Annotated in this window: 12 protein-coding genes and 1 pseudogene; 7 read left to right on the top strand and 6 right to left on the bottom strand. The window is 35.8% G+C overall.

The features are described from left to right. The first annotated feature begins 189 nt into the window (after positions 1-189). Positions 190-1,095, top strand: a complete 906-nt coding sequence (locus B371_RS0107540; protein WP_019413699.1) for a TIGR01777 family oxidoreductase — start codon at positions 190-192, stop codon at positions 1,093-1,095. 134 nt (positions 1,096-1,229) lie between these two features. Here B371_RS0107540 and B371_RS0107545 read toward each other — a convergent pair whose 3' ends face one another. The 3 genes from B371_RS0107545 to B371_RS0107555 form a co-directional block, all read right to left on the bottom strand. Further along, on the bottom strand, positions 1,230-2,903 hold the full coding sequence (locus B371_RS0107545) for a ribonuclease J (RefSeq protein ID WP_019413700.1): 1,674 nt from the start codon (positions 2,901-2,903) through the stop codon (positions 1,230-1,232). A 225-nt stretch (positions 2,904-3,128) separates the two neighbouring features. Continuing rightward, positions 3,129-3,305 carry a hypothetical protein gene (locus tag B371_RS23440; protein ID WP_019413701.1) on the bottom strand — a complete coding sequence of 59 codons (177 nt, stop codon included), beginning with the start codon at positions 3,303-3,305 and terminating at the stop codon, positions 3,129-3,131. A gap of 29 nt (positions 3,306-3,334) precedes the next feature. Next, the gene (locus B371_RS0107555; RefSeq protein WP_019413702.1) at positions 3,335-3,514 is read right to left on the bottom strand and encodes a YfhD family protein; all 180 of its coding nucleotides are present in this window, start codon (positions 3,512-3,514) and stop codon (positions 3,335-3,337) included. Between the two features lie 223 nt (positions 3,515-3,737). On the opposite strand from B371_RS0107555, the gene B371_RS21475 reads away from it, so the two are divergent. Beyond that, on the top strand, positions 3,738-4,682 hold the full coding sequence (locus tag B371_RS21475) for a hypothetical protein (protein WP_019413703.1): 945 nt from the start codon (positions 3,738-3,740) through the stop codon (positions 4,680-4,682). Between the two features lie 143 nt (positions 4,683-4,825). On the opposite strand, the gene B371_RS21480 is transcribed toward B371_RS21475, so the two are convergent. Then, positions 4,826-5,239, bottom strand: coding sequence for a hypothetical protein (locus tag B371_RS21480; protein ID WP_019413704.1), 414 nt, complete (start codon positions 5,237-5,239; stop codon positions 4,826-4,828). 228 nt (positions 5,240-5,467) lie between these two features. Between B371_RS21480 and B371_RS0107570 the strand changes: the two genes are divergently transcribed. The 3 genes from B371_RS0107570 to B371_RS22835 all read left to right on the top strand — a co-directional run bounded on the left by B371_RS0107570 (position 5,468) and on the right by B371_RS22835 (position 8,067). After that, complete coding sequence (locus B371_RS0107570; protein WP_019413705.1) at positions 5,468-6,421, top strand: TRM11 family methyltransferase; 954 nt, start codon at positions 5,468-5,470, stop codon at positions 6,419-6,421. A gap of 109 nt (positions 6,422-6,530) precedes the next feature. Continuing rightward, the gene (locus B371_RS0107575) at positions 6,531-7,658 is read left to right on the top strand and encodes an MFS transporter (RefSeq protein WP_237721515.1); all 1,128 of its coding nucleotides are present in this window, start codon (positions 6,531-6,533) and stop codon (positions 7,656-7,658) included. A 151-nt stretch (positions 7,659-7,809) separates the two neighbouring features. Then, a complete protein-coding gene (locus B371_RS22835) occupies positions 7,810-8,067 on the top strand; it encodes a zf-TFIIB domain-containing protein (RefSeq protein WP_369751091.1) in 258 nt (85 codons plus the stop codon). Between the two features lie 489 nt (positions 8,068-8,556). On the opposite strand, the gene B371_RS0107580 is transcribed toward B371_RS22835, so the two are convergent. After that, positions 8,557-9,393: a TetR/AcrR family transcriptional regulator gene (locus tag B371_RS0107580; RefSeq protein ID WP_019413707.1), complete on the bottom strand. Its 837-nt coding sequence runs from the start codon at positions 9,391-9,393 to the stop codon at positions 8,557-8,559. 99 nt (positions 9,394-9,492) lie between these two features. Here B371_RS0107580 and B371_RS0107585 point away from each other — a divergent pair, with 99 nt between their 5' ends. Next, positions 9,493-12,576, top strand: a complete 3,084-nt coding sequence (locus tag B371_RS0107585) for an efflux RND transporter permease subunit (RefSeq protein ID WP_019413708.1) — start codon at positions 9,493-9,495, stop codon at positions 12,574-12,576. A gap of 311 nt (positions 12,577-12,887) precedes the next feature. Here B371_RS0107585 and B371_RS21485 read toward each other — a convergent pair whose 3' ends face one another. After that, complete coding sequence (locus B371_RS21485; RefSeq protein WP_157185171.1) at positions 12,888-14,258, bottom strand: hypothetical protein; 1,371 nt, start codon at positions 14,256-14,258, stop codon at positions 12,888-12,890. A 200-nt stretch (positions 14,259-14,458) separates the two neighbouring features. Between B371_RS21485 and B371_RS0107595 the strand changes: the two are divergent. Further along, a pseudogene (locus tag B371_RS0107595) lies at positions 14,459-14,760 on the top strand (hypothetical protein); the annotation flags it as partial.

Raw genomic sequence — 14,760 nt, forward strand, 5'->3', positions numbered from 1 at the left:
AACGGAAATCATACCAGAAACCAAAGTGGATACTGTGTACTTTCTTTAAGGACCGGGCACACTTGCCCGGTTTTTCTTATTTCCATCATTGTGAATATTAGGAATTCGCAAAAGAAAACATCCAAATTGCATCCTAAAAACGTTTTCATCGTCTTAATTAGTAAATCATAAGAGACGAGGGTGGTTAACATGGAAAAAACGATTGTTATAGCTGGCGGAACTGGTTTTATTGGTCAATATTTGGAAGGGAAATATAAGGATTTAGGATATGATGTGAAGATCATTTCTAGACAGTCACAACATATTTCATGGTCGAATCAAGCCGGGATCATAGAGGCTTTAGAACGTTCAGAGATGGTCATTAACCTAGCGGGTAAATCTGTAAACTGTCGCTATAACGAGAGCAATAAGGAAGAAATTATCCATTCAAGAACCGAGACTACAAAAATTCTTGGAAACGCTCTGTTACTATGTGAAAACCCTCCACCATTATGGATTAATTCAAGTACAGCAACGATTTATCGCTATGCGGAAGACCGCCCCATGACGGAAACAAGCGGAGAAATTGGAACAGGTTTTTCTGTGGACGTTGCGAAGACTTGGGAGAAATCCCTATTTGATTTCAACTTACCTCATACTAGACAAGCAGCTTTACGAATCTCTATCGTACTCGGTGCAAATGGTGGAGCGATGGAGCCTTACTTCAATCTAGTACGCTTCGGGCTCGGAGGAGTTCAAGGGTCAGGTAACCAAATGTTCAGTTGGATTCATATAGAAGATTTATATCAAATCATCTTATTCCTACAAACAAATAAAAATCTTAGTGGTATATTCAATTGTTCAGCTCCTTACCCCATCAAAAATCGCGAATTTATGGCACAACTACGACAAGCAATGAACCAAAAGTTAGGACTTCCATCACCAACATGGATGCTTAAAATGGGTGCTATTCTCATGCAAACCGAAACTGAATTAATATTAAAAAGCAGATGGGTTTTACCAGAAAGACTTGAAAAAGAAGGATTTCAATTTACATTTGATAAGATACATAATGCGCTTCATCAAATAGTTGAAACTCGAAATTTAGGTTCCTAGAAAAATAAATACTTCGATCCACTTCGTGAGTCAAGAACCTATAAACCTAAATAAAACCACCAAGATAGCTCATGGTGGTTTTAAACATTATTTCTTTTAGTCAATAACGAAAGTTGCTTATTTAATGTCTTAAGTTAAATCTCAACGATTACCGGTAAAATCATTGGTTTTCTTTTCGTTTTGGCATATAAAAATTTACCGACTGTAGCTTTAATGCTTTGTTTCAGCACATTATATTGATTGAAATTTGCAGTTTGTGTGGTTTTGATGGTCGTAACTACTAAGCGATTCACTTCATCAATGAGTTCTTCTGAATCGGGAGCATAAACGAAACCTCGAGATATCGTATCAGGACCCGATACAATTTCACCATCCGTTCTGCTAAGTGTAAAGACGATGATAAGCATACCTTCTTCAGAAAGTAGCTTACGATCACGTAACACAATGCTGCCAACATCCCCAATTCCTAAACCATCTACAAAAATATTTCCAGACGAAACTTTTCGTGTTTGACGAGCAATCGATTTGTTAATATCGACAACATCTCCATTGTTTATAATAAAAATATTTTCTCTTTCCACTCCGACTGACTCGGCCAATATACGGTGTTTATGAAGCATTCTATATTCCCCGTGAATAGGAATAAAATATTTAGGCTTCATTAATGTAAGCATAAGTTTCAATTCTTCTTGGCATGCGTGTCCAGTAACATGCATATCGTTAGATTCATCAGAACCATAAATTACTTTAGCACCTAAAAGAAATAAATTATCAATAATACGGGAAACACCCTTTTCATTGCCTGGAATTGGGGTTGCAGAAAAGATAACCGTATCTTCTGGCAGAATATTCACTTGTCGAAAGTTACCTGTCGATAATCGAGATAGAGCTGCCATCGGCTCGCCTTGGCTTCCGGTACATAAAATAGCCACTCGCTCTGGATCCATTCGATTAATTTCATTTGCTTCAAGTATCATGCCTTCTGGCACATGTAAATAACCTAGTTCAATCGCGACGCCCACTACATTGACCATACTTCTTCCAAGTAATGCTAACTTGCGATTAGTCTTTTGCGCAGCGTCTACAACTTGCTGAACTCGATGGATGTTTGAAGCAAAGGTGGAGATAAATACTTTTCTATTAGCTTTTCGAAATGCATCTTCAATATGTCCTCCTATAAGGCTTTCAGATGGGGTGAAACCAGGACGTTCTGCATTTGTACTCTCTGATAATAAGAGAAGAACACCTTTTTTTCCGATTTCAGCCATAGTATGGATATCTGCATGTTCATTATTAACTGGAGTTAAGTCGAACTTGAAATCACCAGTATGTACGATTGTACCTTCAGGTGTGTGGAAGGCAATTCCTAAACCATCCGGAATGCTGTGATTAATTTTAAAAAATGTACATTTTATCGCATTAAAGTTAATTGTTGATTGAGAGTCAATTATATGTGTTTCGGTTGACCTTAAAAGACCGTGTTCTTTCAACTTGATACCAATTATCCCTAAGCTGAATCTTGTGGCATAAATAGGCATATTCAATTGCTTTAAAAGGTGGGGGATACCGCCGATATGATCTTCATGCCCATGGGTAATAATTAAGCCTCGAATATGCTCCTTATGTTCCTTTAGGTATGAAATATCCTGGATAATCAAATCAATTCCTAGTAGGCTTTCATCTGGAAACTTAGAACCACAGTCAATGACCACAATATCATTTTCAACTTGTAAGACATACATATTTTTTCCGATTTCATTTATTCCACCTAAAGCGAAAATGGATACTGAGTTTTCTGGTGTATTCAAATTCAAAACCCTCCTATTTTTTAAATAGCTTTTTAAAGTATTCCCAAATGAGAGACTTTTTATAAACGTTCATAAATTACAGTCAAGTTCTGAAAAAAGAAATAAATAGCCAAGCCAACAAAGTAACTTAATTCCAATATTACTAGCAGTTTCAGCATAAATTCGTATGTAATCAACCACCCACCCACCCAGTAAGTAAGTGGTGGTTGATTGGTGAAATAAATTTTATTTATTTAAGTTTTCGTCGTGAAATTTTCCTGTATCATCTTCAATTGCTTCACTTAGTTTATCGCCCACTGTTTCATCATCGAGTGTCTCATATTGCCATATTTGAACTCCATTTAGACTTTGAATAGTTTTGCTTCGGTCGTATAAATCTTCTTTTTCTCGATCCGGATTCATAATCCTTCACTCCCTATTGAACATCATACTTATTTTTTGTTTTTATTCTTCTTAGATAGTACCTCGTGATCCACATCTTTATTAATAATTTCTTGGAACTCACGAGAGAATTCTTCTTTTGCTTTTCCTGGGGACATTTTCAAGAATTTTGGTGTTTGTGGCAACGAATTTTTGTTATTACTTGATGAGTTATGATCGTCTCTTCCCATATCTTCGCCTACTTTCCAAAGTATTTGTTCTTAAAAGTATGGCTTTGTTTAGAGATTTTCATGTAGAAAAAACAGAAATGATTTCTTTTAAATTTTAATTGAACATAATAAGTGAAATTGACAGATAAACTGATAATAATGCAATCAAATTTTAGTAACATATTTAAATTTTAGACTTTTTATAAACCTGGAATAATATACATTAGAGGAAAGGGGAAATGGTTTGAAAGATGAATATTTATTTTCTTTAGTTGGAAAAGAGGTAAAAGTTTATAAGCGTAACTCTCATTCGAGTGTGGGTCTTTTATTAGCGGTCAACGTTGATTACTTAACCCTTCAAATAGAAGATGGAGAGATTATATACTACAAAACTGGTTACATAAAAAGTATTCGAGAATACTCGCAGAATCGATTTAATTCTATTTTTAAGGTACACAACACTAATAACTTGTCCAAAGCATCTACATTCAATGAACTCATTGTTAATTTTAAAAATAAAGAAATTCGCGTATTTGACAACGGTTCTGAAGTTAAAGAAGGGTACTTAATGGATATAAAAGATAACTTCATTGTGCTTTACACAGAGAGAGATGGATTACTTTTTTTAAAGGAACATTATATTACTAGCTTTAGTCATGATTTAGCAAATGAAGTTGTCAATGATGGAATGGAAGTAAACAATTCTTTATATGGTAATGAAGTAGATATGGAGCTGTACCATCAATTATCTTCGGAAACCGCTAACAACCCTTTAACATGTATTGAAAAACATTGGGTAAAAATAAATAGAAAAGGTCTAGAAAGCTTACAAGGATTAGTTTTAGAGAATAATGAAAAATATCTAATACTAGAGGTCAATAATGAAATTTTTAAAATACCAACATACCACGTGAGAAGCTTTAGTGTTAGTCGGAATAAACCGGAAAATCAAGAAATAAAAACAACTGTTCATAAAACACTAGAAACAGATGAAGGGGTGATCGACCAAGAGGAATCAAATGAAATTTCAAAAAGTAGCGAGCAAGTTATAGGGAATTTATCCCCTGAAGAGAAGTTAAGCAAGTTGAATAAAAGAAGAAGAAGACATAAACGCTTGAAGAAAAAGCAAGAGCAACAAGCCATACAGCAAAATCAAAATGACCCAAATGTAAAAAATCATAAAAAGTAAAATAATTAGTTAATATAAATTTGTATTGATTAGATTACACAAACGAAATTGAAATTAAAAAGAGGAACAGGCAAACCAATTAAGGTTTACCTGTTCCTTATTTATTGAATAACAAATTGAATAAAGGAAACATATCTTGGGATTTACTTTTTACGTTGTTGACCTGAATTATCTGGTTTAATGTTTTTCTTAATTATATCTAGAAATTCTCTTGAAAACTCCTCTAATCCTCTATTAGGAGTAGAGTTTGTTTTTCCAGGTGTTTGAGTGCTCTGTTTATTGTTATTGCCTGAAGAGTTTTGGTTGTTTTTACCTGAAAATTCTTGAGCAAATTCTTCACGTAAATTGTTAACTACAGCACCGGGCATTTGTTTTAATGGCATTGAGTTTTTGTTATTGCCTGAAGACTGTTGCTTGTTATTACCTGAAGAGTTTTGGTTGTTATTACCTGAAAATTCTCGAGCAAACTCTTCACGTGAATTATTCATTCCAGCTGGCTTTTGTGTTAATGGCACTGAATTTTTGTTGCTACTTGAAGCATTATTATTTCTTTCCATGATCATGTCTCCTTTCAAGATGTATTCTAAATAAGTATGGATCTTAACAAAACATTCATGTATGATGTTTAAGTTTATTTATGGAAAGAATATTAAATCCTATTCAAAAATAAAAAACAAAAATAAACTAATTATTCAGTTAGTATTACGCACATACTCCAATTGTTATACTTACAAGTAATAGCTCAATTTTTTATTTGATGAGCATTTATAAAGGATGGGAATAATTTGAATCAACTACCTCAAACAGGCGATTTTATTTATACATATGCTTATACTGATGATGAAGAATCTTTGTGTCACCTAGAAATGCGTTCATTTTTTGGAATGGATACTCAAACGAAAATAATCAAAAGTTCCATCGATGTTACTCCAAGTAGGAGTCCTTTTGTTAAGGAACGAATTGACGTTCTATTTGAAGGGAACGAGTTGTCGGATATTTTGAAACAAGTAGAAATTGTTAAAATGAATGATGAAACGTTCAAAGTAATTTTTGTCAAAATCAATGATTTGATTTCCACAAAAAAAGTTGACTATCAACAAAAGCGACAAATTGAACGAGAGATTGGCATGATTATTGATGGTCAAGCGGATGTTCATCATCCTGATATAACGTTCGGTTTAGTTCCTTTTGAGGGTAAATGGTATTTCGGTATATATGTAAAAAGTGACGCGGTTTGGTTGCATCATATGAAAAAGCCTCGTGAATATTCTACTGCACTTAGTACACGTGTAGCGCGTGCGGTAGCAAATATTGCTGTTCCTAATCCAAATGGAATTAAGGCAATTGATCCTTGTTGTGGGATTGGTACAGTTTTAGTTGAAGCCCTTTCGATGGGGATTGATATTGTCGGTCGAGATATTAATCCATTGGTGGTGTTGGGTTCGCGCGAAAACATTGAACATTTCGGATTAATTGGAGAAGTAGATCTTGGTCCAATAGCTGAAGTAAATGGGAGCTACGATGCGACGATTATTGATATGCCATACAATCTATACACGCATGCCACTCCTGAAGATCAACTTTCAATTCTTATGCATGCACGTCCATTTTCGAAAAAATTAGTGTTGGTGACGATTGATAATATTGACCACATGGTTAAAGAAGTCGGATTCAATATAACAGACAGATGTGTTGCGAAGAAAGGGATATTTTCTAGAGAAATTTTGGTATGTGTTTAACGTCATATTTAAAGATGACATCAATATAATCAAAACTCTATTAATATATCAAAAGAAGGAACTAGTGTTATGAATCAGGTAAATGAAAGAAGGGTATCCCTTGATTTTTATGTATATTTTACTGATTGTTGCATTTATCGACATGTTTTCACAGTTACCTGTGATAGCCCCTTTTGCTACTAGTTTGGGGGCTACTCCTTTAATAGTCGGTTCAGTAATCGGTGTTTACTCTTTTTCAAATATGTTAGGGAACGTACTATCGGGGATTTGGGTAGATAAGTTTGGTTCGAAACGAATTTTAGCTAGTAGTATGATTTTAGCAGGTATTCTCGTTTTCTTTTATACATATGTTACAAATCCAACTCAGCTGCTGGCTATTCGTTTTTTTCACGGCTTTGCTGCTGGCTTTATCGTCCCTGCCGCATTTGCAGCAATTGGACGAAATGATGATTCACAATCGAGTGGTAAAAAGATGTCTCATTCAGGAGCTGCTATTGGGATTGCAGCGATTATCGGGCCAGCCATGGGAGCTATACTAACTGGTAGATTGGGTATTGAATGGTTATTTTATGTTGTATCATTGGCTTTGATTTTGATTGGATTTACATCCTTAGTATTCATTAAATCTAAACCAGTAACTTTAATTAAATCAGCTATAAAAGAAGAAATAGGGTTTTCTTTTATAAAAAATTCTACTATTCAATTCTCTTATGTCTCTATTTTCCTGTTACTACTTATGCAAGGGATACTTACGTATGCCATGCCATTGAAAGTGGAAGAACTTCATTTGAAGCAAGAAATGACAGGCATTTACTTTAGCATATTTGGTATTGTAGCAATTCTATTTTTTATACTGCCTTCTAACCGAATCTTTGATCGTTTTAATAACAGTAGATTGATGTTAACAGGATTGTTTACTATCGCTTTATCTATATTGGGTCTAGGACTTGCTACTTCTTCTATTACAGTATTGCTAGCTATGGTTTTCTATGGCATTGGCTTCGCCTTATTGTTCCCTTCCACGAGTACAACTATCATGAAAGGCACGAATTCTCAAAATCGTGGGAAAGCTTTTGGCGTTTATTATGCTTGTTTCTCATTAGGGGTTATTTCAGGAGCATTTTTAGCGGGACTTCTAGGCACATCTGCTACTTTAATTTTTACAGTTGGAGCGGGAATTGTATTATTTGTGAGTATTCTAATGTTAGTGGGTCTCAAACCAAGAACACTAAGTTAAGTTTTGATAGAAGTAAAACATCATTAACTTTTTGAATACCTGCTATGATAAGTGGAGAGAAATTGATTAATAAATTCAGAAGGATTGAAGAAGTTGAATTGACCAGTTTGCGATAACGTTCGAATGAGAGAAGTCGAAAAAGAAAATATTAATTGATGTTTGTCCAGATTGTAAAGGTGTTTGGCTTGATCGAGGAGAACTAGAAAAAATTACACAAGGCTTAAAAGAAGACCAAAAATCATATAGCCAGTCATACGATACAGACGATCGTCAGTACCGTGAGAGTAGAGAAAATTCAAGAAGTGATTATGATAAAGGGTACGACTCTAAGCATTCAAAAGACGGTTATCCACCAAAACACAAACGAAAAAAATCAATGACCGACATACTCGGTGATTTATTAGGATAACTGGGTAGAGCACATTTTTGCTTTATGTTAAATATTCTAATAGACGGCCAAGTAAACAAGTTTTCTTGAAGAGTGCAATCTTAGAGAACCAAGAAAAACGCAATTAAATTAGACCACAACCTTTACAGCCATGGTACAGTTTGGCAGAACTCCCAAACTATATATGTTGTGTATGATTCTTTTATAAACCAAACTCAAAACACGATTTGCTTTAAGGTTACAGGGAAGCGAAGGGTGTACAAACAACACAGGATTAATCTGAAGAAATAGCGGTGGGCGAAGTGAACCAAATCACTTGGTCCACTTCTTTTGTTTATTAAATACATCTAAAATGTTGGGCGACTAAAGCACCATTAGGGAATCAGACCCTCTGAAAGACTACCTATACGAAAGAGGAGAGCAAAGTGATGTCACTTTGCTCTCCTCTTTTAAGTATTAAGGTTATTTTAATGCAAGAATCCTTTTTTAACTGACACTCAATTGTGCCGTTTAGTAAAACTTATAATAATTACGAAGTAAATAAGAAATCCATTTGCAATGAGGATGATTTCGAATGTTTTCCAACAAGCCTTTTATAATAGCGGGACTTAAGGAAGGTTCGACTAGATGTTCTTTTAATAGGACCAGTGACTCTTTTTCAATAGATTCTTCTATCTCCTCTATTTTCTGTTCCACAACTTCAAGAATTTGTTCCTTCGTCACCGAATCATCTATTGGTAGTCTACCCATGTGGACCAGCTCGGCTGATATGAATGGTATGGTAGTGTGTTTCGCTAATATGTGAGTTTTTTCTACGAGTGATTGAGATAGCAAGTCCAAATCTACCGAGACGTTTTGGAATAAAAACAAATGTGAATAAGTACTGGTAAAACCTTTAATACAATACATAAGGTCATATTTAATATGTTCAATCTCATCCCCGTACAAGCGATCGATCATTGTCATGATAGATTTCTCGTACAACTTGTCATAGGATTGCATTTTTATCAGGAGTTCTTTATTGAAAGATTGTGATTGTTCCTTCATTAGAATTTTACCGAAATCAGAGTGTTTAAGAAAAGAATTGAAAGTTGTGTAATAAAATTCATGAAACAGTTTCTCATCATCTTTGGTGTTTTTGACCACATAGTCAATATCGGCGGTAAATTGCATCATAAAATGGTCAATTAACGCAAGAATTAACTCATCTTTTGATTTGAAGGATAAGTAAAAAGCACCTTTGGAAATTCCACAATGCTCTGTTATTTGCTGAACTGATGTTGCCTCAAAACCTTGTTTTGCAAACAGGTCTATTGCTTTTTCCATAATTAATTGTTTTTTAACCATTATAGTATATCGCTCCTAGTTCATATCATTGACAAATGACCGATTAGTCATTATTATAAGTAATTGAGCTTATTAAGTCAATTAAGGGTGGGTGTAATCGTGAAAAGTTTAGTCAATTTTGTCTTAAAAAATAAACTGTCAGTATGGTTGCTTACAATCATTATTACGGTAGCTGGTATTTATTCAGGTACTCGAATGAATATGGAGACAATTCCTGATATTTCGATACCTTATTTACTGGTAATGGACGTATATCCAGGAGCAACTCCTGAGCGAGTAATGGAAGAAGTATCCATACCCTTAGAGCAAGCAATAGAAGGCCTCGAAGGTGTAAAATCCCTTTCTTCAAATTCTAACTCTAACGTGGCGAGTGTTCAAGTTGAATACGAATACGGTGTAGATATGGATGAGGCGAATCGCGCATTAAAAACTGCGTTAGATGAAGTGGCATTACCAGAAGGTGCACAAGAGCCTGTAATTACAGCAATTAGCATTAACATGATGCCGGTTATAGCACTAAGTGTTAGTAGTTCAACAGAAGATATTGTTGAATTAACGTCCACAGTGGAGGAAACACTACTTCCAAAAATTGAGCATATCGATGGTGTTGCATCTGCAACTATCACGGGTCAGCATATTGAAGAAGTACAGCTCACTTATGATGAAGCAAAAATGACTGAACTTGCTATAACAGAAGATACAGTAAAGCAAATGATCCAAGCAAGTGACCTAGCAGTTTCATTAGGTCTTTATGAATTTGATGAAGGTGAACAAGCTGTAACGATAGACGGCAAGTTCATAACAGCTGAAGATTTAAAGGAAATGCTTATTCCTACAACATCAGAAACAAGCCCTTCACCATTTGTGAAACTTAGTGAGATCGCCACAATTGAAGTAGTCGGTAATGTTCAATCAATTTCACGAACAAACGGTGAAGAGGCTATTGCAATTCAGATTGTTAAAGGGCAACAAGCAAACACAGTTGATGTTGTTAACGCTGTAAAGGAATTAATACTAGAAGAAGAGGCCAATATTGATGGTCTCGTAATAGATGTATCACTTGATCAAGGTGCGCCAATTGAGAAGGCGGTAACAACCATGATTGAAAAAGCATTATTTGGTGGATTAATTGCCATATTAATCATCCTTCTATTCTTACGTGATTTTAAATCAACAATTATCTCGATTGTATCCATTCCAGTTTCGATTTTCATGGCTCTACTACTATTAAACTATTTGGGTATTACGCTAAATATTATGACGTTAGGAGCCATTACAGTTGCTATCGGTAGGGTAATTGATGACTCAATTGTAGTGGTAGAAAATATTTATCGTCGTCTACATTTGAAAGATGAGAAATTAAAGGGTCGCGAACTTGTACGTGAAGCAACAATTGAAATGTTCAAACCAATCCTATCATCAACATTAGTAACGGTTGCAGTATTTGCACCACTTATCTTCGTTGGTGGGATGGTAGGAGAGCTGTTTATGCCTTTCGCATTAACAATGACATTTGCACTTGTGGCCTCGTTAATAGTGGCCGTTACAATCGTTCCTGCATTATCTCACTACTTATTTAGGAAAAAATTAAACAGTGAAAAGAAAGCAAGTGGTCATAAAGAGGCTGGCAAATTATCTAACAAATACAAAGGCATCCTTGAATGGACACTTAACCATAAAATTATTACTTCGCTTGTTTCTGTTGCTTTATTAGCAGGTAGTTTGGCGTTAACACCATTAATTGGTTTTAGCTTCTTAGGAAGTGAAGAAGAAAAAGTAATGAATTTAACATACACGCCGGCAACAGGCGAGACGATGGAAGATACCTTAGCCAACATTGAAATTGTAGAAGAAAAGTTACTTAAACGTGATGATATTGATATCGTTCAATTATCAGTAACAAAAAGTGGCGATCCGATGGCAGCTATGATGGGTGGCGGTGGAGCAGGTGGTGGATTAGTATACCTAATCTTTGATCCAGAAATGGAAAACTTCTCAGAAGTCCGTACTGAGATTGAAGAGTATGTGTTCAACATTGGCCAAACAGGTGAATGGAAGAGCCAAAGTTTCACTTCTATGTCAATGTCTACAAATGAAGTAAGCTATTCATTCTACAGTGGAGATTTAGATAAACTAAATGACACTGTAAAAATGGTAGAAGATGTTATGAGTGAAAATGAAGGCTTAGAAGATGTTTCTTCAAGTGCAGAAGATGCATACGTTGAATATACATTCAACATAGATCAAGGTGAATTACTGCAGTATGGTTTAACAACCGGTCAAATCGTTATGATGTTAAGCCCAACAACAACACAAGAAGTATTAACAACTGTGGAAAAAGACGGTGAAAATCTAGAAGTAATCGTTCAACAAGAAGAAGATGCACAACCTAAATCAATTGAAGATATTTTAGCGACACAAGTACCGACAGCACTTGGTACGACAATGCCACTTTCTGAACTTGTAACTGTTGAGGAAGGTACAACGTTAAATTCACTTGCACGTAGTCAAGGAGAGTTCTACGCAACAGTTTCAGGAACAATCATTGATAAAGATATTTCAAAAGCAACATCTGAAGTAGATGAAGCCATTGATAAATTAGAATTACCTGATGGTGTAACAATGGATGTTGGCGGTGTAGCAGCAGATATGAATGAAACATTTACACAACTTGGTATAGCAATGGCTGCGGCAATCGCAATCGTTTACCTCATCCTAGTGGTAACATTCCGTGAAGGTGTCGCGCCATTTGCGATTCTGTTCTCGTTACCGTTTGCTGTAATTGGATCATTTGTAGGTTTATTAATTGCTGGTGAAACAATTTCTGTATCTGTAATGATGGGCCTATTAATGTTGATAGGTATCGTAGTCACGAACGCCATTGTACTTGTAGATCGTATTATTCATATGGAACGTGATGGTATGGGTATGCGAGAAGCGATTCTAGAAGCTGGCGTAACACGTCTACGTCCAATCTTAATGACAGCATTGGCAACTATCGGCGCGTTAATCCCCTTAGCGATTGGCTCAGGCGGTGGTGGTTTAATCTCGAAAGGTCTTGGTATTACAGTAATCGGTGGTCTAGCAAGTTCAACATTATTAACATTAATTGTTGTACCAATCGTTTATGAAGTATTATCCAAGCTATTCAAGAAAAACCGTAAAGAGGTAGAAGAAAACTAATTGATTAGCCCTACAAGTTGATACGTCATCTTGTAAGACTTTTTGTTTTTTAAAAAGATAAGAAACCACCATGGCGTACGTTATGTTTAACGTAAGCGACCATCTATCATGAAAAGTGATCTTGAAAAAAGGAAATAGTAAACCTCTTAAAAAAATAAAGTATTGTAGAGGTTAGTTAAATATATCTTTTTGTCTATAGGAGTTTTCATACAAAAGTATATGAATTCAGGGTACGCAGAATCCAGTGTTCATGGTATAAGGGACTAACATTCTAAGTTGGAATTTCTTTGGTGTTACTCTCGTTTGAGGAGCTACTCCAAAGGTTCTAACTGGATAGGTTCAAACAATAAATCTTTTTTTCGATTGAAATTTTTAATATGAAGTAACTTATTCTGAATTTTCTCTTGTGAGATTGAATATAACCCTAAGTTATTATCTGTTTGGAGGAGGGTACCTTTGTCAGTTGAGAGATAGGTAATCGTTTCACTCCAACGGCAGTCAGAGGGGCAGGGAGTATCGGAAGATTTTACTCGTAAGTTGTAAGCATTGTCGCAATACCGGACAATGTTTTTATTTTTCCTTTTTATACTGTTCATCCAAATTGTTAATTTTAACAGCATTCCCCATATGCCGGTGAAACTCATGTTATGCATTGGACTACTGGTAAATTGAATAATAGTAGCTCTACTTCCTTCTACAGATTCAATGGAGCTTTTAACAGAAGAGGCATAGTGAGCATCTCCAGAAACGATAATACATGTACTTGGATTCCACTTAAAAATCCATTCTAGAAATTCACTAAACCCTTTTCCGTTATATTTCCATGCTTCGTAATCTACGGCTTGATGAACCGGAATGCCAAGAGCTCTTAGTGGATAAACAAAAGAGGTCAAAAACGATTCAATGAGACCCACCCCATATAAGGGAACAGGTGACACGATTGTTAAACATTCTCCGCTACGCCAACCTGCATATATTAAAGTCTCTGAGATTAGCTGCCACCCCTCATGACTTATTAGTTGGGGGCTTCGAACACTTTCATCAATATCCATTCCAATTTTTACTGGCGTAGGTGTATCATCGAATGTCCTCTGTGTTCTCGTGTCAAGAAAAATAGTCTTCGGTTTAGTAGGTGCCACAAAATGCCAACTCGTAAAGTCCCGTAAACCGTTTATCCAGCTATGATAAGTTGATGAATCAAAATTGAATTCAGAAAAGTATTTTTTCATTCTGCTTATAAAGAGGTGATCAAAGGAGTTAGGTGAATTCCCCCAACCCTGAAATGCCCAATATGCTCCGAGACCGTTTGCCTCAACATGCTTTCCGAGTGGGGAGTTTAAGACATTCTCTTGCCAATCCCTAGATAGGTTCCAATCATCCGTAACATCATGGTCATCGAAAATCATATAAGTTGGAATATTTGCAAGAAGTCGTCTAACACGGTGAATTGAGGGGATCATTTGTCTAAGATTTTCTGATTGTCTATTAAAACGTTTTTGAAGTTTTGAACATTCTAACTTATGTTCTTTTGTATATTGCTTTGTTTGTGGGAAAACAAAGTGTAACTGGTTATTCTCTATTACCTCTTCAAAGGTAGAAAGACCACCTTGTTTCTGAATGGTATCCCAAAGCGCTGGTCCCCATGAAAGCAAATACATAGCAGCGTATTCCCCAAATTTCATCACAGACTTGCCTGAGCTGGAAGCCCACTGCTTTAGCGGTGGGAGGAAAGCGAAGAAAAATGCGGAGTGCCACTGAAAACCGAAGGTTTTTGGCACTTCAGCATTTTTTTATGCAATTCTTCCTGTCTCCGATTGGAACGTATGTTCGTTTTATGGTACACTGAAAATAGGTCAACGATTCAGGAAAAGAGGTGTTGGGAATGGCAAAGGAAACATCCCCGACTTTCGTGCTGAAAGTCAAGATGCATACTGATGAGAGCGATGAAAAGCTAATTGAAACCGAGTTGGAAATCAATCGAGCGATCTATAATACGTGCTTGGGCGAACTGTTGAATCGGGTAAAATGCATGAAGCGGACGAAACGCCACAAACAACTCATTCGTATGTACCGTGCCATTTCCAAGAAACTCGCAGAAGCGGAAAAACAGAATAACAAGGCTTCCATCAGCTTCTACAAATTAGAGAAAGAAGAAGTGAACGGAAAGTTCGCTGTACTTCGGAA

Origin of the sequence: Paenisporosarcina sp. TG20 (assembly GCF_000286315.1) — a bacterium.
Classification (GTDB): Bacteria; Bacillota; Bacilli; order Bacillales_A; family Planococcaceae; genus Paenisporosarcina.